Here is a 26,187-nt window from a genome sequence, read left to right on the forward strand (position 1 = left end):
GCTTTTCTGAAGTGGTGAAGGCGACCCCGGGTTTGACTGCTCTCCATTGCGCAGGGTCGTCACGTTGAGGAAGACCTCACGGCTCCTGAGTGGGCGTCGGCTATTGTGCCGCTCGGACCCGGGCCGGAATGAAGCTGTTCTGCACCTCGCCCGCACAGTCCAGCACTGGGAACGGCCCGTAGCTTCTCGGTGATCGCAGGCAGGACCTCAAGCACGCGGTCTACGTCATCTTCGCCGTTGTCACGCGACAAGGAGAAGCGGACTGCCCCACATGCCGCGTTCATAGCGATCAGAACATGGCTCGGTTCCAGTGAGCCAGAGGCACAGGCGGACCCGGCGGAACAGGCGATTCCCAGCCGGCTGAGGACAATTGGGATTGCATCGCCTTCGATACCTTCGAATCCAATGTTTGCAGTGTTTGGCAATCGCTCTTGCGGATCGCCGTTGATGGATGTGTTTGGGATGCGCTGGATGATCCCGTTCTCAAGGCGGTCGCGCAACCATTTTATTCGTTTTGTCTCGTCCATGAATTTCAAGGCGAGTTCGGCCGCCATGCCCAGCCCGACTATGCCGGGTGTGTTTTCAGTGCCTGCACGCCGGTCGCGCTCTTGGTGGCCACCCTTGATCATGGAGGAGAAGCGCACGCCACGTCTTACATAAAGCGCGCCTATCCCCTTTGGACCATGCAGCTTGTGGGCGGAGAGCGACAGCATGTCGATCGCGGTCGATTTCAGCTCAACCGGAAGCCTTCCGACCGCCTGCACTGCATCAGTGTGGAAAAGCGCGCCGACTTCCCTGGCTAGATCGGCAAGCTCAACCACGGGAAAGATCGTACCGGTCTCATTGTTCGCCCACATTATCGAGACGATTGCCACTTGTGGGGTGAGGGCGGTTCTGTAGGCGTCCAGGTCGAGCCGGCCGTGGTGATCGACTGGGATAATGTGCACCTTGACGCCGCGCGTCTTTTCAAGGTGCGCGCACAACTTCAGAACGGCCGGATGTTCAACCGCGGAAGTCACTATTTCCTTTCGGCCGGGCATTACCTCCAGCGCCGAAAGGATGGCTGTACTGTCGCTTTCAGTCCCGCCCGAGGTGAAGATGATCTCGTCCTCGAATCCCGCGCCGATGAGGGCTTGCAACTGTTGCCTCGCCTTTCTCACGGCTTCAGCAACCGATGCGCCATAGGCGTGCATGGACGAAGGATTGCCAAATTGCTCCGTAAAGAAAGGCAACATCGCTCCAACGACTGCAGGATCAACCCGCGTCGTTGCGTTGTTGTCGAGATAGACAGGGCTCATGGGAGTGATCCTTCAACTGCTGAAATGATTCAAGGGTAGGCGGGCCATTGAACCTCTGGCGCATATCGTATCTGGTAAGGTGGGCGGCCGGGCGAGCGATGGCTTGGCTGACCGGTCGCTGTCGACATTGCCATTTGGTGGCGGCATCCGCCGGGAATTCAGCTGTTTCGGGCAATTTTGTTTGCTTGCCCACGGCAACGATCGATGATCGCGATTTGGCGCATCACCGAACGCAATTGTTCCGGGCCGACAGTGCGTGTCGGCCGGTTCCAGAGCGCCGGCGGTTACCGGTTCGACGCAGTATTCCTTGGCGTCGCTATAGTCGAACATAGCCTGTTCCCTCGCGATCATTTGCAGGACTTGCCGCAGCCGCACGTCTCACGCGCATTGGGGTTATCGAAAACAAAGCCGGATGTTTCGAGCCCAGTGACGAAGTCCACGGTCATGCCGGCGGCATGGGGTTGGGAGCCTCTATCCATGAACACCTTGAGCCCATCTCGCTCGATGATCGCATCGCCCTCATGTGAGACGCTCTCCAGGCCCATTGAGTATTGGAAGCCGGCGCAGCCGCCGGCATGGACCATGATGCGAAATCCTTCCGCCGGCTCGCTGGCGCGGTAAAGAGCGGCCTTGATGGCGGCAACAGCGTTGTCGGTGAGCGTAATCATGGCTCGATTTCTCCTCGGTCCGACGTTTTCGCGGATCATCTCGCATGGACCGTGCCAAAGGGAAGACGTGTCAAAAACCGTAGGACATCCCGACGTCTCTTATGCTCGATTGCTGGGGAGACGTCCGACAACCGACACTTACTGTCGGGTTTGTCGCGTCCGCGTCACAGGAAGGGCGCCTGAGTTCGCGATGCACTCACGCGTAAAGCAATGAACAGAGCCAAAGATGTTCAGAGCTTGCCGCGGAGCAACTGGCACGACGTTTGAGAAGCCTTCGTTGCGGCGGCAAAATTGCCGGCCGATTCACCTTTGGGTTGCCCTCGCAATCGAAGAACGAAGGAAAGCAATATGTCGCTCCTCCATCAGACCCGCCTTGAGTGGGAAGGCAGCACCGCCGGTGGTACCCGAATGCTCGATCGGCCGATTGGCGCCGACCACCCAACAATCGCTCTCTACCGGCGATTGGCCGCTGACCGCCCGGAGACAGGATTCGACTGGCATGTGCCTGACGATCGATCGCGTCCGCCGTGCACACCCCTGAGGCCCGTTTTTCGATCGATCGTCAAAAGAAGAACGGGGCGGGGGTAAAAACATGGATCAGCGCAAGAAGCGGTCGCCCAACGAAATCCGGCGTGCGTGGGAAGTCTGTCCGAACATTCCCGCGCGTGATTTCGCCGCCCAATTGGCCATTTCGGAAGCGGAACTGGTCGCGGCCCATTGCGGTTTCGGCGCGGCACGCATCGACCCGCGCGTCAATCACCTTCTGACGGGCCTCGAATTCGTGGGCGAAGTGACGGCGCTGACCCGCAATCAAGGTGCCGTGCACGAAAAGATTGGCGTCTTCAACAGAGTGATAACCGGCAACAATCACGCCATGGTCCTTGGTGACGAATTCGACCTTCGCGTCTTCCCGCAGGCTTGGAGGTATGGTTTCGCTGTTGAAAGGCGCCATCGCGGCGGAATCCAGCGCAGTTTGCAATTCTTCGACGCCACCGGCGCAGCAGTGCATAAGGTGCATCTCAGGCCGGGCTCCAACCTTCATGCCTATCGAAAGCTGGTGGCCGAGCTCGTATCCGCCAACCAAGAGCCGACCATGTCGCTTAAGGCGAGAGTAGCCGACCTGGGCGCGAGGACTGCGGACTGGGCCGGCACGGTGGACGACCTACGCGAGCACTGGAGCCGGCTGACTGACGTCAACCTTCTAAAGACGCTCAAGCTCAGCCGCTGCCAGGCTTTGCGCATGGTCGGCCAGGATTACGCTTGGCTGCTCGACAATGCTGCAGTTGGCGCCGTGCTCCAGCGTGCGGCCGAAGACGAATTGCCGATCATGTGCTTCGTCGGCAACCGAGGTTCTATCCAGACCCATTCCGGCTTAATCGAGTCGGTCAAGCAGATCGGGCCGTGCATCTATGTGCTGGACGAAACGTTCCGGCTGCATCTCAGGACCCACCAAATCCGTGAGGTTTGGGCCGTGCGCAAGCCGACCAATGACAGTCACGTCACCTCGCTCGAAGCATATGGGTCCGACGGCAAGATCATCATCCAGTTGTTCGGTGCGCGCAAGGAAGGCGAACGCGAGCGTGACGACTGGCGGGTTCTGGCGGAAAACCTGCCTCGTTTCCCCGACAGCTACATGAGAAAAGACCGATCGTTGTCGGTGGGACGCCGGCGCCCATCTGCCTCCGCAGCCAGTAGCCGGGCATTGAAGCCGAGATCGGGAACACGATGACGCAATAAGCGCGCTGTATTATCGTAACGCGATGAGCAGGAAGCAATTTGGCGCTGCCCCATCGACCGCATGGTTACGACGAAGCCGCGGCCTTCGGGCCGAGCTCAGAGGTGACAATAGCGTTAACGCCGCCGACCGTCGTCACTCCCCACCAGGCGGTCAGGTTTTGCGGTTCGGGCCGAGCAAAAATACTGTCAAGACAGCGAGGAACGTGGCAACCGCGCTGTAGACAAAGACACTGGCAATGCCCGTGTGATCCACCAATAGGCCACCGAAAGTTGTGCCGGCTGCGATGGCCACTTGGAAGGTTATGACCATCAGTACACCAGCGCTCTCGGCCTGTTTCGGAGCGGCGCGTAGCACCATCCATGTCTGCAATCCGACCGGGACCGCGCCAAAAGCAAAGCCCCATACGGCAACTGCAATTGCCGAGGTCAAGGCCGATGCTCCCATAGTCAGGAGCGAGACAGCGGCTACGGCAATGAGCAGGGGCGGCAGGGCCGCGACTGCCTTGAGACTGTGTTTGGTGAGGAATGCGCCCGCTAAATTGCCGAAGACGCCGGCCGTGCCAGAAGCAAGGAACACGAGCGGGATCGACTTCTTGTCGAGCGGAGGAACGCTCTCGAGAAAGGCGCGGATGTAGGCGAAGCTGGCAAAATGGGCGGAAGCGACCAATAGCACGACTAGCACCGCAACCTTCATCGTCGGATTCTTCGCGACATCCAGCGGACTGCGGAATCTGCGCACTTCGATCGGAGGCAGTGGCGGAATGGTTACGAGTTGCACGAGCAGCGCAACGGCACTCACGATTGCGGCGACCTTGAACGAGGCTCGCCATCCCCAAATGTCACCGACATAAGCGCCGATTGGAGCCGCGCAGACGGAGGCGACAGAAACGCCGGTGAGGATGATCGACATGGCGCGCGGCATGAGGTGACTTGGAACCAGCCGCATTGCCAACGCTGCCGAAATTGACCAAAAACCACCGAGCGATATGCCAAGGACGACGCGTGCCGCCAGCAAAACCGGCAGCGACCCCGCAACCTCCGCCAGAACGTTCGACAGGATCAGCAGGAGCGTCATCGCCCAGATGACGACCCTGCGGTCCAGACGCTTTGTCACGATGGCGATTATCGGTGCCGAGATCGCCGCGACGATTGCGGTCGCTGTTAGCGCCTGTCCAGCCGTGCCCGTGGTGATACGGAGATCATGCGCGAGCGGTGTCAGAACGCTGGCGGGCAGAAACTCTGCCGTCACAAGCCCGAAGGTGCCGAAGGAAAGCGAAATGATGGCACCCCATGCAGGGCCAGAACGTTGATAGGGACTTTCTGGGTCAAGCCGATCTCGGTCGAACAAAGCCGCGTCCACTAAATCTGTCGCCGATTCGGTCATGAATGAGTTCTCCAGCTAGGAGCTGTTGCAGCAGGGGTGGCTACATCGCCGGGGATCAAAGCCGCTAGACCTTCCGGCGGCGGCCAGTCGGCATCAGTCGAGGCCTCGGCGCCCGACGCATCCGAGGCCTCATCGGAGGGCCGACGGACACAACCGTCGACAATGCGGGAGAGTTCTCGGCGCGTTCGCATCGATCGCATCCGTCGAAGTGCGGCCTGTTCACTGCGAACCAAGCAAGCCGAACGCGGTGTCCTCGATCGAGGCCTTGATGGGGGGATGATCGACGATCTCTATATTGCTTTGAAGCAGGAAGTTCCGTCGCCATATGCGGTTATCCTGGCAGCCAGAATTGAGCGGTTGTCGCAAGCACCAAGGCGGTCGCAATGAGTGCAACGAGGCGGAAGTCTGATCGATGGCTGCGGTTCGATGGCCGCGCGATCGACAAAAATTGAGGTGATGAGTTATCCCTTTTGAAGCCGTTGCTCCCAATTCTGGGATAAGGTAATTGCAGGCGGTCCCAGCAACGTCGGGCGGCCTTTTTGGTGATCGAATTCATGGGACGACACTCTCGGTCCGTGACGCATCTGCGAATGACTGCGCAAGTTCCGTGCCATCAACGACAAATCTGGCTCTGCTGAGCGGGTGGTGGAGGCACGAGCGTGGGCTATCCCAAGAGCTTGCCGCAAGGTTGTTCGAAGTTGAGGTGCCGGATAGACCGCAAATATGTCGGGCGGCCTGGGGTTCGCCAACACGAAGATGCGCAAGTTCAAAAGGACGAGCTGAACCCTTGCCGATATCCGTCCGAGGCTGATCTGGAGAAGGTCAAGAACTGCGTCTTGAAGGCTTCCGCCGCTTCGGCAAATGCGAAGCCAAGGTGCTGGGCAAGATGGACAGGGCCATCCAACCCCTCGACTGGACGCTCATTAACGGCGTCGGTGTGGCTCTGTAGCTGGCGAGAAAAACGCCTCTGCTGAAAGACGAAAGCTCGTGTGGCCGGCTCTGAAGGACGGCCAATGAGGCAGGCGAGGAGAGGCTATAGCCCATTCGTGTAGACTGACCTTGTCCCACGGAGGCGGCTAACCACCCCGCCAGACATCATCGAGGGGAGCGCCACTAGGCTCACGAACAAGTGTTGGTCATTTCCACCTGGGTGACCTCGGCCAAGTCACCAAGCCGCTTAGCGCAACCGTTCGAACTGGATGCTCCCCGGGCACATGATCGGCTAGCGATCCCACCAGTTGAGTTGCTCCAAGCCGGTGTCTAGCTTTCTACATTCTGTGTCCGACGCTGGACAAGAATGTTGCAATCCCGACCAGTAAGTCAGCGCAGGCGCCACCTGTTGCCCAGCAAACGGCAAGGATTATCGAAAGACCAATTCGGCACGGACTTTGCACCAACGATTGCATGCAAATGCCGACAGCATCTCATGAACGGTCTCTCGATTCTGGCGCGGTTAAATCGCGGCCGGTTCCAGATCATGTCCCGCCCGAAATGGTGAGGGACTTCAGCCTGTTTACGTCGCCCGGCATGTTACCGACGGCTAACGGGGATCCACATGCAGCGGTTGCTTGCGTTCATGCCGGGCCTCCGATCTTTTATTCAACCAGCAACACGCGCGACGGTCGGGGTACCTGGGTCATCACTCGCGCGAGCGACCAGCGCCGGGTGCTGCAGGACACCGAAACGTTTTCCAGCCATCGCAGCATCTTCGCCTCTGTGCTCGGCGAGAGCTGGCCGATGATCCCGCTTGAGCTCGATCCGCCATTCCACGGTGTTTTTCGCTCACTGCTCAATCCGCTGCTTTCGCCAAAGCGGGTAATGGCATTGGAGCCGGCTGTCCGGGAACGAGCGATCAAGCTGATCGACAGGATCGCCGCATCAGGCACGAGCTGCGACATCATGAAGGATTTTGCAGTTCCGTTCGCGGTCAATATCTTCCTTCGCTTTATTGGGCTTTCGGACGACGGACTAGAAACATTTGTCGGCTGGGCTAGAGATCTGCTCCACGGCGATAAGGAGCAACGACCACCCGCAGCCCGGGCGATCGTGGCCTTCATCGACGAACTTGCCACCGAGCGCCGCAAGGAGCCGGTCGATGATTTCATGACCTTCATCGTGAAGGCAAAGGTCGAGGGTCGTCTGCTCAGTGACGAAGAAGTCCGTGGCATCGGCGTGCTTGTGTTCGTCGCGGGGCTCGACACGGTCTCAGCAGCCATATGCTTCGACTTGGCCCATCTCGCGCGCAACCCCAAAGATCAGGAATTGCTACGAAGCGAACCGGACCGGATTGCCGTCGCTGCGGAAGAATTGCTGCGCGCCTATTCGACCATTCAGATGATCCGAGTGGCAACGAAGGATGTCGACTTCAAAGGCGCGCCGATCCGCAAGGGAGACTATGTTTCCTGTGCCACGATGATTGCCAATCGTGACCCGGCGGAATTCGAATGCCCGAATGAGATCGATCTGGCGCGCGAGGACAACCGGCACGCTGCCTTTGGCTATGGTCCCCATCGTTGTCTTGGCTCACACCTTGCCCGGCGGGAGATTGTCATTGGCCTGGAGGAGTGGCTGGCGCGCATCCCAGCCTTTCGGATCAAGACAGGGACTGAACCTATCACCTTCGGCGGCCATGTGTTCGGGATCGAGAATCTGATCCTGGACTGGTCCTGAAGTTTCAGCCAACGACATTGGAGTTCGCTATGCGTGTCGTCGTACACAAAGCCAGATGCCAGGGTCATGCGCGCTGCTGGGCGCGGGCGCCGAGAGTCTTCAAGCTTGATGACGCCGGCTACATCTTGCCCGGTGATATTGATGTTGCCGATGGGGAGCAACTGCTTGCCTCACAAGGGGTACGAGCCTGCCCCGAACAAGCTCTGGAAGTTGACGAGCCCCCCGCTAACTCAATTGTAGAGAGAGACACACGCAAAGTGCAGACTGGCATCGAGAAGGACAAAACAATCATACAATTCGCGACAGACCCTGTCGACCACGCGAAAATTACCGAATTGCGTGACCGAGAGGCGATCCGCAACTGCCTGTATCGGTACTGCCGTGGGATAGACCGCGCCGATGAGGCGGCGCTGCGTAGCGCATACTGGCCCGAAGCGTATGACAGGCACGGTCCCTATTGCGGACCGGCAGAGGACTTCATCCAATTTGCTCTCGGTCTGCCGGGGCACCGTAACATCCATCAAATCACGAACAGCCTGATCGACTTCATCAGTTCAGCAGAGGCCGCGGTCGAGAGCTATTTCACCGCGCTGCAACGCGGACCGGATACAGACCAAGAAATACGTCAGACGCTGCTTTGCGGCCGTTACTGCGATCTGTTTCAGAAGAGGCAGGACGAGTGGCGAATTGCGGAACGGACAGTCGTCTACGATTGGATTGAGGAGCAAATCCCGCCAGCGATTCTTGAGGCAGATAGGTTCGGCCGGCGACAGCCGATTGGAGCACCACATCCAGACGATCCCATCTACCAGTTGCTCAAGGGTCACATCCCCACCGACCAAGATGGCGTCGAGGGTCCCCAACTGGGAGCTGCATAAGTGGGTAGAAATGGAGGATGAGCGCCTTACGGGAACGACATCTGTGTGGGGCGCAACTGGCGGTCACTGCAACGATTTGGCTCGACCCTTCATTCCGCCCAAGGTTGATGCTGAGATCACAAGCGGTCATCGTGGAGAAGCTCTCGTGAAACTGGCAGCACGCACCGTAATCATCACAGGCGCTGCGGGCGGGATCGGCCGTGCCCTGGTCGATATCCTTGCCGCGGACGGAGACACTGTAGTTGCGGTGGACCTTCCGGGCAGTGGTGTGGTTGAACTGGCTCGGGATCTCGGGTCGCCGCACGTCGGTCTGGAGTGCGATGTGTCGCGAGAGAAGGACATGCTCTCACTTTTCGGCCAGGTCGAAGCACGGTTCGCGCAAATCGATGTCCTCATCAACAATGCGGCGGTTGGACCCACGATGGATCGGATCATCGACACCGCTGTCGATACCTTCCGACGCGGCGTGACAGTGAACCTTATTGGGCCATTCGTTATGGCCCGGGAAGCGGCGCGGCGCATGAGGCCGGGCGGTGCGATCGTCAATGTGGCTTCGATGGCGGGCGTGGTCGGCAATCCCAGGCGCAACGCCTACGCAGCCTCGAAAGCTGGCGTGATCTCGTTGACAAAGTCCCTTGCATGCGAGTGGGCTATGCGAGGAATCCGCGTCACGGCGGTGGCGCCGGGCTCCGTCCGCACCCCAATGGTCACAGAACTGGCACGCGCTGGCAAAATGGACCTCGCGGCGATACGCCGCCGCGTGCCGATGGGGCGCTTGGCTCGCCCCGACGAGATCGCCAGGGTCGTGCGTTTTCTGAGCAGCACGCAGGCGCGCTACATCACCGGCTCGGTGCTGGCAGTCGACGGAGGCTGGATGACATTCAACCAGCCGGGGGATGCTCACCCGCCGGTGGATGGTGCGCTCCAAGCCGAGCTCTCCTGTCCGGCCGAATGCACAGATGCGAGAATCGTGCTCATCACCGGTGGCGCAAAAAGCATTGGCGCGGCCGTCGCTCGCCGCTTTGCCGCGAACGGCGACACCGTCGTGATTGCTGATAAAGATGGCACTGCAGCGGCAGAGCTGGCTACATCGCTCCCCGGCAAGCATCTGGCGAAATCGCTGGACGTGGCCGTCGAGAGCGATGTGGTTTCGATGTTCGAAGAACTGAGGGCACGCTTCGGGTATATCGATGTTCTGGTCAATAGTGCTGATACCGCCGACAGGATTGTGCCTGCGATCGAGCAACTGTCGAAACAGCTCGAACACGTCCTGGATGTCAACCTTACCGGCGCCTTCACCTGCGCGCGCGAAGCGATCAAGGCTATGCGCCCGGGCGGCGTGATCCTCAATCTCGGGTCGATCGACAGCTTTCTGCCGTTCGCGCCGCGCCATGCCTACGGCGCCTCCAGGGCGGGGATGGATATGCTGACCCGTTGCATGGCGGCCGAACTCGGGCCGGTCGGAATTCGGACAGCCACCGTCGCTCCTGGCCACATCCGCACGCCCGCACTTGCTCAGTTGGCCAAAGCCGGCCGCATCGACCTGGCAGCAATCGGACGACGCATCCCCATGGGCAGGATGGGACGGCCAGAAGACGTCGCAGATGCATCGTTCTTCCTTGCTTCGTCTGACGCCTCATACATCAACGGCTCGATCCTCTACGTGGACGGCGGCTGGACCTCGTTCGGTGATGCGGGAAACGCCAGCGAACTCTATGACGAATGTTTTGCGGAGGCCGCAGGTTAATTGCCAGGCCTTCGCAGGGCGACCGGCCGAGCATTATGAAGCCTCGGCTCCACGACGCACCTGAGGTGCTTGAGATCCAAGCATGTGCATGCCGAGCACATTCCCGGTCGGCTGACGTGTCTATAACGAGGAGAAATCATGGAATTTGCCACTTTCATTCTGGCCGCCCAGCGTGGCTATCACCAATCCTCAGAAAGCGTCATCCGCAACTCCATCGAACAGGCCGTCGCTTCGGAGCAGGCTGGGTTCAACACCGCGTGGTTTGCTGAGCACCACTTCAACAATTACAGCCTCATACCATCCCCGCTGATGATGGTGGCGCACTGCGCCGGCTTGACAAGCACGATTCGCCTGGGCACTGCCGTCTGCGTGCTGCCGCTTTACCAACCGCAGCGCCTGCTGTCCGAGATCGGCTTCGCCGACATCGTTGCGAACGGCCGTCTCGAGCTCGGCGTAGGCTTGGGATACCAGCAGTTCGAGTTCGAACGGTTCGGCGTGGACATCGATGAGGCGCCGGCCGTCTTTTCGGAATACCTGGACATCATTCTCAAGGGCCTCAACCAAAACGTCTTCGAACACGACGGCCAGTATGAGAAGATCCCCCCAACAGCGATTTCGGTCCGCACAGTCCAGCAGCCGACGCCGCCTATCTGGATCGCTGGCGGAGCCGCACGGATGGCTCGGGCCTACCGCGAGGGGCACAATTTTTTTGTCACAGCCTTCCACGACGGCTTAGAGACTTTGACCACACTGCGTGAATCAGTCGAGAGGGCGGCGGCATCCGAGGAAAAGAACGTCACCGACGTCAAGATATCGCTGCTGCGCTGCTGCTATGCCAGCCACGACGAGTTGGAGATCAACAGCTATCTCGACAATGCCCGCTTCCAGCGCCGGCTTTCTGAAGCCCTGCATCAGCGCCGCCAACAGAGCCACGATGGCTACCTGCTGCAGGAGACACCGACCCAGCAGGATCTGTCCTTCGAGACCATGCGCAAAAATTTGCCGATTGGCAGCGTAAATCGCGTGATTGATCGCCTGCTGGAAGAGATCGATATCTTGAAACCGGACCAGATCGCAGTTCAGACTCAATTGGGCGACTTCGACCAAAAGACGATGCTGCGCCAGATCGAGCTCTGGGGCGACAAGATCATCCCTGCGGTCAACAAGGCGCTTTGTCATGCCGGAAGCTGAAGCCGGCCGTTACGATGATGGCTGCCTATCCAGCGCGCAATGGCGTGGGTCCGAGCTAGGGAGGAGCTTCGATCAGCATGTGCTGCCCTGCGTACATTCACGTTCGCTTGAGGAGGTCCAGGCGGGCGAGGTGTTGGCGACGGAGGGGACAGGCCTTTCGTCTGTCGAATTGCGTGATGTCTTGGCCGCAACTTTCCCGTCTACCTCCAGCAGCGTATTCGCTTTGGAGGAGTTGAGCGAGCCCGAGCCGGAACTGGAAGAGGAGCTGCTACGCCGGCTGCTGCTAGCGCATGCTGCGCCGGCCGACCCGGCGAGCGCCCGCTTGGCCAAGATCATCGCCCGGCGTGCGATGCGCACGGACCATCTTTGGCGGGATCTTGGCCTCTCAAATCGCGCTGAGCTCAGCCGCCTGCTTGCCAGACATTTTCCCGCGCTGGCGGCAGGCAACACAGAAAACATGAAATGGAAAAAGTACTTTTACCGCAAGCTGTGTGAGGCCGAAGGCTTTTCGTCATGCACAGCACCCAGTTGCGGGGAATGCCATGACTTCGAAAGCTGCTTCGGCCCGGAGGAAGTTGAGAGTCGCCTCTCGCCGACCACGAATGTCGGTTAGTCACTTCGCTTGATCGCAGCTGCGGACAAACGCTTTTCGCGGCGCCGTCGTATGGAGGAAGGGATGTTCATCGCCTCGCGATATTTGGTGACGGTACGGCGAGCGACATCGATGCCGGTCTCCTTGAGTTGAGCAACGATGTCTTCGTCGGAATGTACCTTGTCGAGCGATTCTTCGGCTATGATTGCCTTGATCCGATGGCGGACAGCTTTGGCGGAGTGCGCGTCGCCGCCCTCGCAGGATGCGATTGGCGCAGCGAAAAAATACTTCAGCTCGAACACCCCGCGCGGAGTCAACATGTACCTGTTCGAAGTCACCCGGCTTACCGTCGACTCGTGCATGCCGATCTCGTCAGCGACATTTTTGAGACAGAGAGGCCGCAGATGGGCGGCGCCGTGTGTAAAAAAGGCATCCTGCTGGCGCACGATTTCGGTCGCAACCTTAAGGATCGTCTTAGCGCGCTGCTTGAGACTGCTGATCAGCCAGTTCCCTTTTTCCTGGCAATGGTCGAGAAACGCTTTGCCTTCCGGATTTTGATTGGTCAGCTGCGAGATTTCGGCGACATAGGTATGGTTAATCAACACTTTGGGCAGCGTGGCCGGATCAAGCTCCACCCGCCATCCACCTTCGGACGAGGGCATTACCCAGACGTCCGGTACGATGGTTTCCGGCGTCCCGGACTGGAACCGGTCTCCAGGCTTGGGATCGAGCGCGCGGATTTCGTTCCTCATGTCGAGGAGATCCTCCTCGTCGACTCCGCAACGCTGCTTCAATCCCTGAAAATCCCCCCGTGCAAGCATCTCGAGATTGGCGACCAAAGCTGCCATAGCCGGGTCGAACCGGTCTTGCTGGCGCAGCTGAATCTCCAGGCATTCGCTGAGAGTTCGCGCAAAAATCCCCGGCGGATCAAATTGCTGCAAGATTCCGATGACCCGTTCCACATCAGCTTGCCGAACGTTTAACCTCCCGGCCAGATCGAAAAGGTTTACCTGAAGATAGCCAGTGTCCTCCAGATGGGCGGCGAGCTGTCCGGCAATCAGCCGCTCCTGGGGGGTGAACGGGGTGAGGGCGACCTGGCGGGCGACATGGTCGTGCAATGTTTCGGTGTGGGCGGTAAACTCCTCGACGGCAGGTCGATCGTTGCCGCTACTGCGTTGCGACTTCCATTGCCCTCGCCCGCCAGACGGCCCGCCAATGGGCGATTCGCCGATTTCGCTTCTGCTTTGACTGCTCCGCTGATCCTCCCCTGGCAGCGGCGAAACGTCGTCAAACGGGTCAGGCTTCAAAACGGGGTTCTTCTCGAGTGCCTGCTCCACGAGCTGATGGAGTTCAGTATGCGTCAATCGCAGCAAGCGAATAGCTTCAATGGCTTGAGGCGATAAGACCATACGTTGCTTCTGGCGTTGAAGCAGGCTTGCTGAGAGATGCATGTTGAACCGGTAATCTGCCGAGGAGGCTCTAGTGTGTGCTGGGGTTGTGTGAGACTTGCCACTTCTGGGTCATGCCGCCGCCTTCAGTTTGTCGAGAACGTTTTGCGGGGATGAAACGCCATAGGGGTCCGTCTCGCAGTTGTCACAGAAGCCTTCCTCCTCGAACCACTGCTCCACCACGCCATCGTCGATCAGAGCGGCGTATCGCCAGGAGCGCATGCCAAAGCCCAGATTGTCCTTCGCGACCAGCATGCCCATCTTGCGCGTGAACTCGCCCGACCCGTCTGGGATCAGCTCGATCTTCTGCAGCCCCAAGGACTTTCCCCACGCATTCATGACGAAAGCATCGTTGACTGAGACGCAGTAGATCGCGTCAATTCGCAGTTCCAGAAATTGATCATAGAGTTTTTCGAAATCGGGCAGTTGGAAGGTCGAGCAGGTCGGGGTGAAGGCGCCAGGCAGCGAGAACAGGATAACGCGCTTGCCCCCGAAATAATCGTCGGAGGTCTTGTTCTCCCACCGATAAGGATTTGGCCCCCCGATCGACTCATCGCGAACACGCGTGCGAAAGGTCACGAGAGGAACGTTCTTTCTATCGGTCATTGATTTGCTCCCAGGCCAAAGTGGTACGGTGCATTTTTCGGTTAAACTGAAGCGGCATCGACTTCGGTGGACAGTTCCGGCAGCCTTTCGCCCTGGCGTGGTTGCCTCGGACCAGTCTTGTGCAAGACCGCCCCCGAGCAGGGACGTTTAACGGCGACGAGCTTCCAGTTTTCCGCGGGGACGGGGAATGTTTGCTCGCGTGCTTTATCGAGCTTTGAGAGGTAGGCATGGTCTCCAACCGTGGTTTTGACTGCGTTCTAGCGACCGGGTCGCAAGCGCCATGCCAATTGACCCCATGCCTTGGGTTCACTTCGGTTTTTGCAGCAACTTTCGTGTTGTGCAGTAATGCCGGTCGATATTATTGCTCAAGCAGCACTGGAAATTGGGTGGGACTCCGTTCGGCAAACCCGGCCTTTGTCCGAAGCCGGACACGAATGTCGGAAATTAGCCAAACGCCAGGACCTGGGGCGGGTTTAAGAAACGTTGCCGTGGGCACCGTTCTTCAGCACAATTGCGCCACGCGAGCATGGCTCCCAGCGTCAATGCCGTGCAGCAGCGAGACGAAAGTCACTGCAGAATATCAACCTCTGCGAAGTCGTTGAGACCCAGCATGTGCGAGCCGTTCGAGCCGCAGATCAAGGCATGCTCGAGGAAGAGCTCGTGCTCTCGGCAGCAAGTGTTGCGACGTCTGACAAGGATCGTCGCGCTTCAAGGAAAAGAACCTGAATGGTGCACGGCTTGTGAAGGCCTGGCGCATGGAAATGGCTGGGCTGATCATCCTCCATGGCGGTTGGATGAAGAGCTGGCCCCTATCTCCCTCAGCTGCAACGGGGGGAGATAGGGCATGCCGGTCTATCGCGCTGGGTAACATTCCTCGGTGAGGCAATAAGGGGAGCAATTTCTCATTTCGGCCGACACGACCCAGCTCTCCTTTCATGCGCTGATTCCCCTAGGGAAATCGCGACTCCAGCCTTCCTATGCAGCGAATCGCGGTGCTGTCCGATGTCCGACAATGTCGGATGCGGATCGTAGCTGGGCTAGATCCGTCACTTTGCCTCGAATGGTTTCCCACTGGCCTAATATCTGCTTCGCCCCAAATGCGGCGACAGTTATCTCAGGAGGGAGCCAAACCTGTGCGGCATCTGTGAATGGATCGACTTCAATCGCGACCTCGGAGGTCCCGACGCGCGAAGAAGCTTGCCGATATGACGGCCACCATGGCGAACCGCGGTCCGGACGACGAGGGGACTTGGATCGGCGGGCCTGCGGCGCTGGGACACCACCGCCTGGCAATCATCGATATCCATGGCGGCCGTCAGCCCGATGATGCTCCAGGAGGATGGCCGACCTGACTTGGTGCTCGTCTACACGGGTGAGACTTACAACTACCGCGAGCTGCGTCAACAGCTGGCCGGCCTAGGCCATCGCATGAACACGAGCAGTGACACCGAGGTGGCGCTGCACCGCGCCCGCGGGTGGGGCTCTTCGGCGGGTACACTTTTTTCACGAAATCCGTGAATGTTTCTCGCGACATCATCCCGCAATCGGTGGTGCAGCGGGTGAAGAGCCCGTATCCGGCTATCCAGGATGCCGCCTACGACAAAATGCTACGTACGCGGTTCACTGCGGTGCTGGACGACCCTAGTGCGGCAGTGGCACCGCTGTTGTCCGTCGACAGGTCCCGCGCTTTGCTCGGTGCGACCAACAACCTTAAGGGGCTAGGGCGTATCCTGACCCTGCAAGATCTCCTCGCCGACTATAAGGTGCGCCTCACGATCTGAGACGATGGGACAGGATGGCCAAGGAGGTGCGCCGTCTTGCATGCCCCGCCAGCGAGGCGAACCCTCTTGGCTACGCGCGCCACCAGAGACGCTCCATATCGTCAGGCCCGCGTCTCATGCTCAGATGAGCCGGTATTTGGCTCTCTCATCAGCGAACCGAGAGAGCCCATGCCAAGACGGAAGCAAGCAAGACGAACGAGCGTCAGATACCCTGCGCCTGACCCATAAACAGGGCAGTCCGGTGGGCGAGGTGGCAGAGCAACTGAGGTTCGGCAAGACCTCGGTTTCCACCTATTTCTGCGGGCGCTGGAGGCGGGCTGTCGTGCTGGCCCTGCATGCGGCTTTGACGACGATGCGATGTTGAAACACCGTCTGTTGCGCCGAATCGGCCGTCGGCCACACGTTGGGTCGTCATCAGGTTCTCGACAGCTTCCCGGTGTCAAATCCAACCGTGGTCGGCGATCCCCACCAAGGTGGGAAGGCAGCGCTGACATAGCCGAACGTCGATCAAGTCACGATCAACGATTGCCTCATGTCACATGCCCTGCGGGACTGAAAAACGGAGAAGAACATGTGCGATGCAAAACTGAAGACCGTGCTTTCGCTTTTTTCGCCGGTGGCCAGCAAATTAGATGCTCTCTCGTCCAACGGACCAGCGACGGATGCAAATTGCGTTAAGCTAAATACGAACGAGAACCCGTTTCCGTTGCCGAAGAGCGTAATGCAAAGTGCAATTGCTGCGATCGAACACCAGTATCTTTATCCGGAAGACGACAATCTCAGCTTAAGGGCAGCTGCCTCCGACGCTTACGGATTTTCCAAAGATCAGGTGATTGCCGGCAACGGTTCGTCGGAACTGCTCGGACTCATCTACAGAGCTTTCCTCGCCCCAGGCGATAGAGTGGCGATGCTGTCGCCCGGATTTTCGTTCAACCGTAAACTTGCCATGTTGCAGGGTGCTGAGTTTCTCGAAATCGCATCGAGCGAAGCTCATCCCCTGCCGATAGAAAAACTGCTGTCCGGCCCCGCAAAAGACGCGAAGTTCATTCTGTTGGCTAATCCGAACAATCCGACCGGAACATTCGTGCCGGTGGCCGAAATCGAACGCCTTGTGGAGCAAGCAGATCGCTTGATCGTCTTGGATGAGGCCTACGTTGACTTCGCACCCGACCATGCCCTGCGCCTCGTCAATAGACATCCGAATCTTTTGATCTTGAGGACTTTTTCAAAGAGCTATGCTGCCGCTGGCGTGCGAGTCGGCTTCGGTTTCGGTCACCCAGAAATCATTGGCAGGCTGCGCAACATCCAGAATGTCTTCAACATGAACGTGATCGGGCAGGCGGTCGGGAAAAGCATTCTTGCGCATCGCCACGCCTACGAAGAGAACCACAGGCACATCAAGCATGAACGACAGCGAGTGACCCTGGCGCTGTTGCAACTTGGCTTTTCAGTAACACCCTCCCACGCAAACTTTTTGCTGGCCCGTGTGCCGGCGGGACAGGAGGGCTCATGCTGGCAAGCCGCGTTGAAAGAGCAAAAGATCCTCATCGCCAGCTTTCCTGACATAGATTTGAAGAACTGCATTCGCGTCAGCATTGGCACCACAGAGCAGATGGACAAATTCCTTGCTGCCGCCAAACACGTCTGTATGAACTTTAAGAGGAATCGCGGTATGCACAAGCATGAAGTCAATTCACATTGCTTTGGAAATGTGTCAAGCAATAAGTGTCGATGTGTTGTGAGTTATGATGTTTCCAATGGTGGATAAATCATAGGTAATTTGGAGAATAATTAATTGAAGAAAATTTTCGCTTCGGGCCTGACCTTCGGCATCTTCGATCATCTGGACGAAAACGGCGATGACATCGCCCAACAATATGCAGATCGGCTGAGCCTAGCAGAAGCGTGCGATGGCTATGGCTTTTATGCGTATCATCTCGCAGAGCACCACTGTACGCCGCATGGCAGAGGTCCATCACCGAATTTGTTCTTAGCGAGCGTCGCCCAGCGAACCCGCAGTCTTCGTGTTGGTCCCATGGTAATGCTACTTGCGCTCTATCATCCGCTGCGTGCCTTCGAGGAGATCTGCATGCTTGATCAGTTGAGCGGCGGCAGGCTTGAACTCGGCATAGGGCGCGGCTCTGCTCCGACTGAATTGGGATACTTCGGGGTTGCTGTAGAAGCAGCACCAGAACAGTATGCGGAGGCCAGCGAGATTCTCATCAATGCGATGAAAGGCGGGACGCTTTCTTATGAGGGCCGCCACTTTGAGTTGAAAGACGTTCCGCTGACGTTGAGACCTCACCAATATCCCCATCCGCCGACATGGATCGCCACCAATCGACCCGAGCCGGCTAGCTGGGCCGCCGCGAATGGGGCAAACATCGCCTGCGTCGGACCTTCCACTTCTGTTCGCAGCGTTACCGACGCGTTCCGCGCCGCCCGAATTCACGATGCTGACATTGGCCACCAAGCGCCATTTCTTGGATTGCTCCGAATGGTGGTGATAGAGCGTTCTGAAACAGATGCGTATTTGCTCGCAGCACCTGCCTATGAACGATGGCTCAAGAGCTTCAAATTTCTATACGAACTAAATGCCATTCCCACTCCACCAAACTTGCCTCTGAACTTCGATGCAGCAATTGAAAGTGAATTGTGCGTCGTGGGAACGGCAGCTTCTGTCCGAAAAGCTCTCCTTGATCAGTTGGAAGAGGCAGGTGCTAATTATCTTCTGTGTCAACTGGCATTTGGGGATTTGCCGCTGGATGCGTCCCTATACACCGCATCGACCATTCGATCCGAAATCATGGCTCGAGTTGGCGCATCGTGAAATCCGTTGCGTGATTGGAGGAGCAGCGGCAGCGCTGCTCCTCTTCCGAAACGGTTGTGGGGGCCGAACTCTTGTGTCAGGCGTAAACCACTAGAGCACGTCCTGTTTGATCCAGTTCATATCCTGCGGCTTTGAAGTAGTTGGCACATTCGGCTGGGGTGAAGAGGTCGACGACCGCGCCGACGCGTCTCATAGAGCCTTGATGGTTCTCTCGGCTTTGCTCGCAGCAGCGCCTTAAGTTTGGCGAAGGCGTTCTCAATCGGATTGAAGTCGGGACTGTAGGGCGGCAGGTAGAGCAGCCTCGCGCCTGCGGCCTCAATCGCGTCGCGCACGTCGGCGGCCTTGTGGGCGGGCAGGTTGCCCATGACGACTACGTCGCCCCGCGACAATGTCGGTGAAGGCCGTGGTCTTCCAGTGGCATGTGGCACGCCGGCCCGGCAGCGCTCGCCGCGCAGGGTTCTCCAGGCGGATGTCGCCAATGTCAAATTTGCTGGCATCCATGCCGCCATCGCTTTCTGGTTCCAGATCGAAAAATCGCCGAATGGAACCAGCGCATCAACCTGCGCCTCAAGGAGCTCACTGCCACTTTCGGTCGGCGGGGTGTGCCGCCCCACAAATAGAACATCAATTGTCGTGCCAACCGCGCAAGCGAAGGCCAGAAAGCCAACCTGTGTTTCTACGGCTTAATTGAGAGGCAGCCGATGTCGGCCGAACATCACCTTGTCTCGAAGTCGACGAATCCGACAGCAGGTTGCGAAAGTGCGCGCGACACGAACAAACTGCTGAAGCGCTCAACTCTTATTGATCACGCGTGTTGGACGCGACCCATTCTCGTTCCAATCGGGCTGAGCGCAAATTCTCCCGGTTCACAAAATTGCGTCGCTGGAGTAGTGGGGGCGCAGAGAAATCTCCGGTCGCAGCCTTACCCGGTCAAAACAAGGATACCAATGATGAAGACTCTCGCCGTCTGCTCTGGCGGATTGGACTCCGTTTCCCTTGCTCACATGGTGGCAGCGGAGCATGAACTCACCGGCCTTCTATCTTTCGACTATGGCCAACGGCACAGGAAGGAATTGGGCTTCGCCGCTCTTTGCGCGGAGCGACTGAAGGTCCCGCACCAGATCATCGACCTCCGCGAAATTGGCCGTGGCCTTTCCGGCTCAGCGCTCACCGACAGTGTCGACGTGCCGGACGGCCATTACGCCGAAGATACGATGAAGATTACGGTGGTGCCGAACCGCAATGCCATCATGTTTGCAATCGCCTTCGGGCTGGCCGCCACGCATAAGGCAGAAGCGGTGGCGGCGGCCGTGCATGGTGGGGATCATTTCATCTATCCAGATTGCCGTCCGGCCTTCATCGAAGCTTTCCAGACAATGCAAGACCGCGCGCTCGACGGCTATGCGCAGATACGCCTCTATGCACCGTACGTGAACCTCGGAAAAGCTGACATTGTGGCGGATGGCGCAAGATACGGCACCCCGTTTGCCGAGACCTGGTCCTGTTACAAGGGCGGCGTGCGTCACTGCGGGCGATGCGGGACCTGCGTCGAGCGGCGCGAAGCGTTCCATCTCGCCGGGCACGCTGATCCCACCGACTACGAGGACGCCGATTTCTGGCTCGAGGCACTCCGCAGGAGGCGCGCGTAATGTTCCACATCAGCAAGGAATTCCACTTCTCGGCCTCGCATCAGCTCACCTCCTTGCCCCCCAACCATCAATGTGCGCGCCAGCACGGGCATAACTATATCGTCGTAGTGGAGCTATCGGCCAAGGAACTGGACGCCCTCGGCTTCGTGCGCGACTATCACGATCTGGCGCCGCTCAAACGCTATATTGACGAGAGCTTCGACCATCGGCACCTCAACGACGTGCTGGGACATGAGAAAGTCACGGCGGAATGCCTGGCCAGACATTTCTATGAATGGTGCAAGGCACGTCTGCCGCAGACCACGGCCGTGCGCGTTAGCGAAACACCGAAAACTTGGGCGGAATACCGTCCGTGACCGACATGCATCCCGCAATCCGTGTGAGCGAGATATTTGGGCCGACGATCCAGGGCGAGGGCGTGCTCATCGGCTTGCCGACGGTGTTCATCAGAACCGGCGGATGTGATTATCGCTGTTCATGGTGCGACAGCCTTCACGCGGTGGACAATCAGTATCGCAATGAATGGCTACCGATGCCGATCGATGCCGTGTGGCAAACCGTCCATGCGCTTTCCGGCGGCAGGCCGGTTATGGTCTCCTTGTCAGGCGGCAACCCGGCCATTCAGCCGTTCGGTCCCCTCATAGAACGAGGCCATCGCCAGGGCTATCGTTTTGCACTGGAAACGCAGGGTTCCGTGGTGAGGGAGTGGTTTGCGGATCTTGACGTGCTGATCCTTAGCCCAAAGCCGCCGTCCAGCGAAATGACGACCAGTTGGGCTGCGTTTGAGGCGTGCCTCGAAGCGGCGCAAGAGAAGCCGCAAATCGTGCTCAAGCTCGTCGTTTTCGACGAGAGTGACTATGCCTACGCCAAAGAAGTCGCGGCGCGATATCCGCACCTTCCGATCTATCTGCAACCCGGCAATCACACGCCGCCGCACCCTGGCAGTGAAGACACCTCTGTCGACTTGGACGGAATAATGATGCGAATGGAATGGCTTGTCGAAAGGGTGACCAGCGACAGGTGGTTCGAAGCCCGCGTGTTGCCGCAGCTGCACGTTCTGCTTTGGGGTAACAAGAGGGCGGTCTAGTCTGCGGCTTGCGTCGCACCGGAAGGCCGGGCTCCGACGGCTTGGCAGGCTCTCTTAGCGTGCCGAGTACAGCCGAGCTTTGTTCGCGCCAGCGGTCTCGCATTGTGCGGCTGGAAACCGCAAGAACTGGCCTTCTCGCCCCAGCTGCTTGACTGTTTCCTCCGTCGCAAGCACGTCATCCCTCCCATCCTTGTCCAGCCCTTATCGATGTATCTCATGGTCCGGCCTGACGCTCGACTGTCAGACACCAGAACGCCAAAGGGGCTGGCCCGCCGGTCAACGGCAGCTGCTAAACAGAACGGCGATGTGCATGGGAATGCATCCGTTGCTTAAATGCCTTCCATAAAGAAGATCGATTTCCTCACTGGCCCAACGATCTCATGGATTTGTTCACGCAACAGGTGAAGCCGTCCGAGATTACGGCGCAACTCGGCTCGGCTTCGTTCCGGTCGGGGCATACGCTACCCGCACCGTCGGACCCTTTGCCCGCGCGTGTTCGATTGCCGCTCACTCGTCATCTTCTGGCGGTTCTAGTTTGCCAACCGAAACCTCTAGCCTCGTGGTGCACTCAATAAGGTTAGCTAGCAATTTGGCATCAATGTCTGTGTGCCCCTCGTACTCGGAGAGGTTTCGCTCGTTGTGCGCCTTTAGAAAAATCTGAATGTCAGCCTTGTCGGTTCCGACGGTATGAACGAGCGCTTGAAACACCGAAGTGCGATTGTCCGAGCGATAGCCTTCGCGGCGTAGGGCTGCCAGGGCAAGCCGATGCGCAGCTCCATATAAGAGAGTGAATTGGCTGTCGGGGTCGAGACCTTTCTGTGCGTCAGTTAAATTCTTGCGCGCGCCACCCAGCATGCCGTCATATTCGGACAGCGATGGGGGCTCACTTTTCATCAGCCCAATCTTTACGAGGTTGTCTAGTTCTTGCTTGCCCACGCTTGTAAATCTTTCTCCGAGCCGATGAGGAAAATCTTTGGAAGGGTACTTACCTTGCGGACAAACGACCCTTTCTGCGACGCCTTTCGTTGCCATTCCTCCGGCGACAGAAATGTCGGACTGACCTTTCGGCCTAGTCTCAGTTCCGCGTTTTGTGCGGCTGAATAAAGTTCAGAGAGGTTCAGGTTATCGCCGACCACCATCAAATCGATATCGCTGCGTTCTGTGTCCGTGCCTTTGGCGACTGAACCGTACACGAAGGCAGATTTGATCGAATGAAAGTGCGACAGCAATTCCCTTAGTGGCTCGGTTGGTATTTGGTTCTTAAGTGAAAAGTGCGCCGTGCTCTGCAAAGCAGGGGGGGCTGCGTTCTCAGGCCCCGCGCTAGTGCCGTCACGATGCGCCTTTAGGCGCTGGTATTCATCGACCGAAAGCAGCACAAGCCGTTCGCGGCCATTCTTGCTGATGATCACGGGTTCCGCTAGCGCCTTGTCCTGATACAGCCCAAAGTTGCGCTGAAATTCAACCGAGCTAATGACCGACATAGAATTGTCCCGATAATCCGTTATATCCGTATAATACGTATCTTTTTGAAAATATCAATGGTCTCGTGCTAAGGTACTGAATTATTTGCCTTCGATATAGCGCGTCGGCGGAACCAACTCGTAGACGGGCTATGAAAGGTTAAGCGCGGATGTCTATCGGCCGCCGGCGTTCCCGCTCCGCAAGCCTGCCTGAACTATTCCGCGCGGCGGTCAAGCCCCAGGCTCCTGCTCATCCAGCGACCGCCCGATCAATAGCAGGCTGGAAAGACAATAGCCGACGTCTTCCGATGGTCTCGCCATCAGCTTTGGGCCAGCTCCCCATTATCCCGCTTCGAGCTCGACACAGGGCGGTTTCGATGGCGCACGACAATCTGTGTCGGCTTTGTCGTGTCCGTGACAGACGCCTGAAAGGCCCGCTCGCGCGTTTTGCCGCCGTCTAAGTGGCTGGAATTTAATAACAAAGTTTCTTCTCGGATCGGCCGATCACGCTGGTACGCTTTTTGCGATGCTTGGTGTGAGGCGGCACGAGCTGCCTATCGGCACTTGTGTCGCGGGCAGTCGCGATGATTAGAACGAAGGAAGGAAAGCTATTATGTCAGGTCTGCGTCAGATCGCCTTTTACGGCAAAGGCGGCATCGGCAAGTCCACCACCTCCCAAAATACGCTCGCCGCCCTTGTCGACCTCGGGCAGAGAATCCTCATCGTAGGATGCGACCCCAAAGCCGATTCCACACGCTTGATCCTGAATTCGAAAGCTCAGGATACCGTCCTGGATCTCGCCGCACAGGAAGGTTCGGTGGAAGACCTCGAACTCCAGGACGTGCTCAAGGTCGGCTACAGAGGCATCAAGTGCGTGGAGTCCGGCGGCCCCGAGCCGGGTGTCGGTTGCGCCGGCCGCGGCGTCATCACCTCGATCAATTTCCTCGAGGAGAATGGCGCTTATGACGATGTCGATTATGTCTCCTATGACGTCCTCGGCGACGTGGTATGCGGCGGCTTCGCCATGCCGATCCGCGAAGGCAAGGCCCAGGAGATCTACATCGTCATGTCCGGCGAGATGATGGCGCTCTATGCCGCCAACAACATCGCCAAGGGCATCCTCAAATATGCCCATTCGGGCGGTGTGCGGCTGGGCGGGCTGATCTGCAATGAACGTCAAACCGACCGTGAACTCGATCTGGCCGAAGCACTGGCTGGCCGATTGAATTCCAAGCTCATCCACTTCGTGCCCCGCGACAACATCGTCCAGCATGCCGAACTCAGGAAGATGTCGGTGATCCAGTACGCGCCGGACTCCAAGCAGGCAGGGGAATACCGCGCTCTGGCCGAGAAGATCCACGCCAATTCGGGCCAGGGTACGATCCCGACGCCGATCACCATGGAGGAGCTGGAGGAGATGCTGCTCGACTTCGGCATCATGAAGACCGACGAGCAGATGCTTGCCGAGCTTCACTCCAAGGAAGCGGCGAAGGCGGCGGCCCAGTAGTGACATTAGCGCTGCCATGAATCGGCGCGCCTTGCAGAGAACGGCGCCTATTCGTTGAGGCGTCACCCAACCTTGAAAGGGGACTCATGAGCCGGGAATACGAGAATGATGGTGCTCTTCATGCGAAGCTTATCGAAGAGGTGCTGTCGCATTATCCCGACAAGGCGGCGAAGCGCCGCAAGAAGCACCTCAACGTCGCAAAGAGCGGCAACGAGGCTGGCGGGGAAAGCGAGGTCCTTTCCGAATGCGACGTCAAATCGAACATCAAGTCCATTCCCGGGGTGATGACGATTCGCGGCTGTGCATATGCGGGTTCGAAAGGCGTGGTGTGGGGGCCAGTCAAGGATATGGTCCATATCTCGCACGGCCCGGTCGGCTGCGGCCAATACTCTTGGTCGCAGCGCCGCAACTACTACGTCGGTACGACGGGCGTCGACACGTTCGGGACAATGCAGTTCACCTCCGATTTCCAGGAGAAGGACATCGTCTTCGGCGGCGACAAGAAGCTGGAACAGATCATTGACGAGATTGAAGTCTTGTTTCCGCTCAACAACGGCATCACCGTGCAATCCGAATGCCCTATCGGCCTGATTGGCGATGACACCGAGGCGGTTTCTCGCAAAAAGACCAAGGAGTATGACAAGACGATCGTGCCGGTACGCTGCGAGGGTTTCCGCGGCGTCTCGCAGTCGCTTGGCCACCACATCGCCAATGATGCGATCCGGGATTGGGTCTTCGACAAAAAGGATGTCAAGTTCGAGGCCGGCCCCTACGACGTCAACGTCATCGGCGACTACAATATCGGCGGCGATGCCTGGGCCTCGCGCATACTGCTTGAGGAGATAGGGCTGCGCGTGGTCGGCAACTGGTCGGGTGACGCCACACTCGCAGAGATCGAGCGCGCCCCGAAGGCTAAGCTCAATCTTATCCACTGCTACCGGTCGATGAACTACATCTGTCGGCATATGGAGGAAAAGTATGGCGTCGCTTGGATGGAGTACAATTTCTTCGGTCCCTCCCAGATCGAAGCCTCTCTGCGCAACATAGCCAAGCATTTTGGGCCGGAAATCGAGGAGAAGACCGAAAAGGTCATTGCCAAGTACAGGCCGCTTGTTGATGCGGTCATCGCCAAGTACCTGTCGCGCCTGGAAGGAAATACCGTGATGCTCTATGTCGGCGGCCTGCGCCCCCGCCACGTCGTCACGGCCTACGAGGACCTCGGCATGGTCATCGTGGGCACCGGCTATGAATTCGCCCACAGCGACGACTATCAGCGCACCGGCCACTACGTGAAGAACGGCACGCTGATCTATGATGACGTGACCGGCTATGAGTTGGAGAAATTCATCGAAGGGATTCGCCCAAATCTGGTCGGCTCGGGAATCAAAGAAAAATACCCGGTGCAGAAGATGGGCATACCGTTCCGCCAGATGCATTCCTGGGATTATTCAGGCCCGTATCACGGCTACGATGGCTTTGCCATTTTCGCACGTGATGTGGATCTCGCCATCAACAACCCGGTCTGGGACCTATTCCACGCGCCTTGGAAAAGAAGCCGGGGCGATGAGCGGGCGATGGCTGCCGAATAAACATCTGCTTTAGCCCCAGTCTCCCACTGAGACGGTGAACTCCCGCGGCCTCTGATCCGCCGGAG

The 26,187-nt window shown here is 58.3% G+C and carries 22 protein-coding genes and 3 pseudogenes; 16 read left to right on the top strand and 9 right to left on the bottom strand.

Going from position 1 to position 26,187, the window contains the following annotated elements; genetic code table 11:
- Positions 1 to 59 precede the first annotated feature (59 nt).
- The 3 genes from nifS to CIT31_RS01130 are packed head-to-tail and all read right to left on the bottom strand — an operon-like array spanning position 60 to position 1,966.
- Positions 60 to 1,298: a cysteine desulfurase NifS gene (gene nifS, locus CIT31_RS01125; protein ID WP_095517122.1), complete on the bottom strand. Its 1,239-nt coding sequence runs from the start codon at positions 1,296 to 1,298 to the stop codon at positions 60 to 62.
- A gap of 12 nt (positions 1,299 to 1,310) precedes the next feature.
- The gene (locus CIT31_RS33720) at positions 1,311 to 1,628 is read right to left on the bottom strand and encodes a hypothetical protein (RefSeq protein ID WP_133116102.1); all 318 of its coding nucleotides are present in this window, start codon (positions 1,626 to 1,628) and stop codon (positions 1,311 to 1,313) included.
- Positions 1,629 to 1,645: 17 nt separating this feature from the next.
- Positions 1,646 to 1,966: a HesB/IscA family protein gene (locus tag CIT31_RS01130; RefSeq protein WP_095517165.1), complete on the bottom strand. Its 321-nt coding sequence runs from the start codon at positions 1,964 to 1,966 to the stop codon at positions 1,646 to 1,648.
- A 592-nt stretch (positions 1,967 to 2,558) separates the two neighbouring features.
- On the opposite strand from CIT31_RS01130, the pseudogene CIT31_RS01135 reads away from it, so the two are divergent.
- Positions 2,559 to 3,590: pseudogene (locus CIT31_RS01135) on the top strand (hemin-degrading factor); the annotation flags it as partial.
- 264 nt (positions 3,591 to 3,854) lie between these two features.
- Here CIT31_RS01135 and CIT31_RS01140 read toward each other — a convergent pair.
- Entirely contained in the window at positions 3,855 to 5,087 is a 1,233-nt protein-coding gene (locus CIT31_RS01140; RefSeq protein WP_095517124.1) for an MFS transporter, read from the bottom strand.
- A 1,491-nt stretch (positions 5,088 to 6,578) separates the two neighbouring features.
- On the opposite strand from CIT31_RS01140, the gene CIT31_RS01145 reads away from it, so the two are divergent.
- The 6 genes and pseudogenes from CIT31_RS01145 (at position 6,579) to CIT31_RS01165 (ending at position 12,186) form a co-directional block, all read left to right on the top strand.
- Positions 6,579 to 7,757: a cytochrome P450 gene (locus CIT31_RS01145; RefSeq protein WP_165778319.1), complete on the top strand. Its 1,179-nt coding sequence runs from the start codon at positions 6,579 to 6,581 to the stop codon at positions 7,755 to 7,757.
- A gap of 29 nt (positions 7,758 to 7,786) precedes the next feature.
- Positions 7,787 to 7,909: pseudogene (locus CIT31_RS34810) on the top strand (ferredoxin); the annotation flags it as partial.
- A 138-nt stretch (positions 7,910 to 8,047) separates the two neighbouring features.
- On the top strand, positions 8,048 to 8,635 hold the full coding sequence (locus CIT31_RS01150) for a nuclear transport factor 2 family protein (protein ID WP_245316073.1): 588 nt from the start codon (positions 8,048 to 8,050) through the stop codon (positions 8,633 to 8,635).
- A 145-nt stretch (positions 8,636 to 8,780) separates the two neighbouring features.
- Positions 8,781 to 10,382, top strand: coding sequence for an SDR family oxidoreductase (locus tag CIT31_RS01155; protein WP_095517127.1), 1,602 nt, complete (start codon positions 8,781 to 8,783; stop codon positions 10,380 to 10,382).
- 138 nt (positions 10,383 to 10,520) lie between these two features.
- Entirely contained in the window at positions 10,521 to 11,573 is a 1,053-nt protein-coding gene (locus CIT31_RS01160; protein ID WP_024505249.1) for an LLM class flavin-dependent oxidoreductase, read from the top strand.
- A complete protein-coding gene (locus CIT31_RS01165; protein ID WP_095517128.1) occupies positions 11,560 to 12,186 on the top strand; it encodes a nitrogen fixation protein NifQ in 627 nt (208 codons plus the stop codon). Before CIT31_RS01160 ends, CIT31_RS01165 begins: the two co-directional genes overlap by 14 nt.
- Here the strand turns inward: CIT31_RS01165 and rpoN are convergent.
- Positions 12,183 to 13,616, bottom strand: a complete 1,434-nt coding sequence (gene rpoN / locus CIT31_RS01170) for an RNA polymerase factor sigma-54 (RefSeq protein WP_095517129.1) — start codon at positions 13,614 to 13,616, stop codon at positions 12,183 to 12,185. The genes CIT31_RS01165 and rpoN overlap by 4 nt on opposite strands.
- A 69-nt stretch (positions 13,617 to 13,685) precedes the next feature.
- Positions 13,686 to 14,219 (bottom strand): peroxiredoxin, encoded by a 534-nt coding sequence (locus CIT31_RS01175; protein ID WP_029356553.1) that lies wholly within the window; start codon positions 14,217 to 14,219, stop codon positions 13,686 to 13,688.
- 1,326 nt (positions 14,220 to 15,545) lie between these two features.
- Between CIT31_RS01175 and CIT31_RS35980 the strand changes: the two genes are divergently transcribed.
- The 4 genes from CIT31_RS35980 (at position 15,546) to CIT31_RS01200 (ending at position 18,830) form a co-directional block, all read left to right on the top strand.
- Positions 15,546 to 15,737 (top strand): hypothetical protein, encoded by a 192-nt coding sequence (locus CIT31_RS35980; RefSeq protein WP_353682223.1) that lies wholly within the window; start codon positions 15,546 to 15,548, stop codon positions 15,735 to 15,737.
- Positions 15,695 to 16,000 (top strand): asparagine synthase-related protein, encoded by a 306-nt coding sequence (locus tag CIT31_RS01190; RefSeq protein ID WP_165778306.1) that lies wholly within the window; start codon positions 15,695 to 15,697, stop codon positions 15,998 to 16,000. Before CIT31_RS35980 ends, CIT31_RS01190 begins: the two co-directional genes overlap by 43 nt.
- A gap of 571 nt (positions 16,001 to 16,571) precedes the next feature.
- Complete coding sequence (hisC, locus tag CIT31_RS01195; protein WP_095517130.1) at positions 16,572 to 17,768, top strand: histidinol-phosphate transaminase; 1,197 nt, start codon at positions 16,572 to 16,574, stop codon at positions 17,766 to 17,768.
- A 27-nt stretch (positions 17,769 to 17,795) separates the two neighbouring features.
- Positions 17,796 to 18,830: an LLM class flavin-dependent oxidoreductase gene (locus CIT31_RS01200; RefSeq protein WP_095517131.1), complete on the top strand. Its 1,035-nt coding sequence runs from the start codon at positions 17,796 to 17,798 to the stop codon at positions 18,828 to 18,830.
- Positions 18,831 to 18,906: 76 nt separating this feature from the next.
- Here CIT31_RS01200 and CIT31_RS34815 read toward each other — a convergent pair.
- A pseudogene (locus tag CIT31_RS34815) lies at positions 18,907 to 19,291 on the bottom strand (transposase); the annotation flags it as partial.
- A gap of 489 nt (positions 19,292 to 19,780) precedes the next feature.
- Here CIT31_RS34815 and queC point away from each other — a divergent pair.
- From queC to queE, 3 genes are read left to right on the top strand one after another with little or no spacing between them, the layout of a single operon-like run.
- Complete coding sequence (gene queC / locus CIT31_RS01210; RefSeq protein WP_029356538.1) at positions 19,781 to 20,479, top strand: 7-cyano-7-deazaguanine synthase QueC; 699 nt, start codon at positions 19,781 to 19,783, stop codon at positions 20,477 to 20,479.
- Positions 20,479 to 20,835: a 6-carboxytetrahydropterin synthase QueD gene (queD, locus tag CIT31_RS01215; RefSeq protein ID WP_095517132.1), complete on the top strand. Its 357-nt coding sequence runs from the start codon at positions 20,479 to 20,481 to the stop codon at positions 20,833 to 20,835. Before queC ends, queD begins: the two co-directional genes overlap by 1 nt.
- A gap of 5 nt (positions 20,836 to 20,840) precedes the next feature.
- Entirely contained in the window at positions 20,841 to 21,566 is a 726-nt protein-coding gene (gene queE / locus CIT31_RS01220; RefSeq protein ID WP_165778320.1) for a 7-carboxy-7-deazaguanine synthase QueE, read from the top strand.
- Positions 21,567 to 22,073: 507 nt separating this feature from the next.
- On the opposite strand, the gene CIT31_RS01225 is transcribed toward queE, so the two are convergent.
- Both CIT31_RS01225 and CIT31_RS01230 read right to left on the bottom strand, forming a co-directional pair.
- Positions 22,074 to 22,502, bottom strand: a complete 429-nt coding sequence (locus CIT31_RS01225; RefSeq protein ID WP_029356531.1) for a hypothetical protein — start codon at positions 22,500 to 22,502, stop codon at positions 22,074 to 22,076.
- Positions 22,484 to 23,047: a type II toxin-antitoxin system prevent-host-death family antitoxin gene (locus CIT31_RS01230; protein WP_236378831.1), complete on the bottom strand. Its 564-nt coding sequence runs from the start codon at positions 23,045 to 23,047 to the stop codon at positions 22,484 to 22,486. The genes CIT31_RS01225 and CIT31_RS01230 overlap by 19 nt, the downstream gene beginning before the upstream one ends.
- Before the next feature lie 592 nt (positions 23,048 to 23,639).
- Here CIT31_RS01230 and nifH point away from each other — a divergent pair.
- Together nifH and nifD are read left to right on the top strand one after the other, a co-directional pair.
- The gene (nifH, locus tag CIT31_RS01235; RefSeq protein WP_024505261.1) at positions 23,640 to 24,533 is read left to right on the top strand and encodes a nitrogenase iron protein; all 894 of its coding nucleotides are present in this window, start codon (positions 23,640 to 23,642) and stop codon (positions 24,531 to 24,533) included.
- An 86-nt stretch (positions 24,534 to 24,619) separates the two neighbouring features.
- Complete coding sequence (gene nifD / locus CIT31_RS01240) at positions 24,620 to 26,122, top strand: nitrogenase molybdenum-iron protein alpha chain (RefSeq protein WP_024505262.1); 1,503 nt, start codon at positions 24,620 to 24,622, stop codon at positions 26,120 to 26,122.
- Positions 26,123 to 26,187 lie beyond the last annotated feature (65 nt).

The organism is Mesorhizobium wenxiniae (genome assembly GCF_002284535.1).
GTDB lineage: Bacteria > Pseudomonadota > Alphaproteobacteria > Rhizobiales > Rhizobiaceae > Mesorhizobium > Mesorhizobium wenxiniae.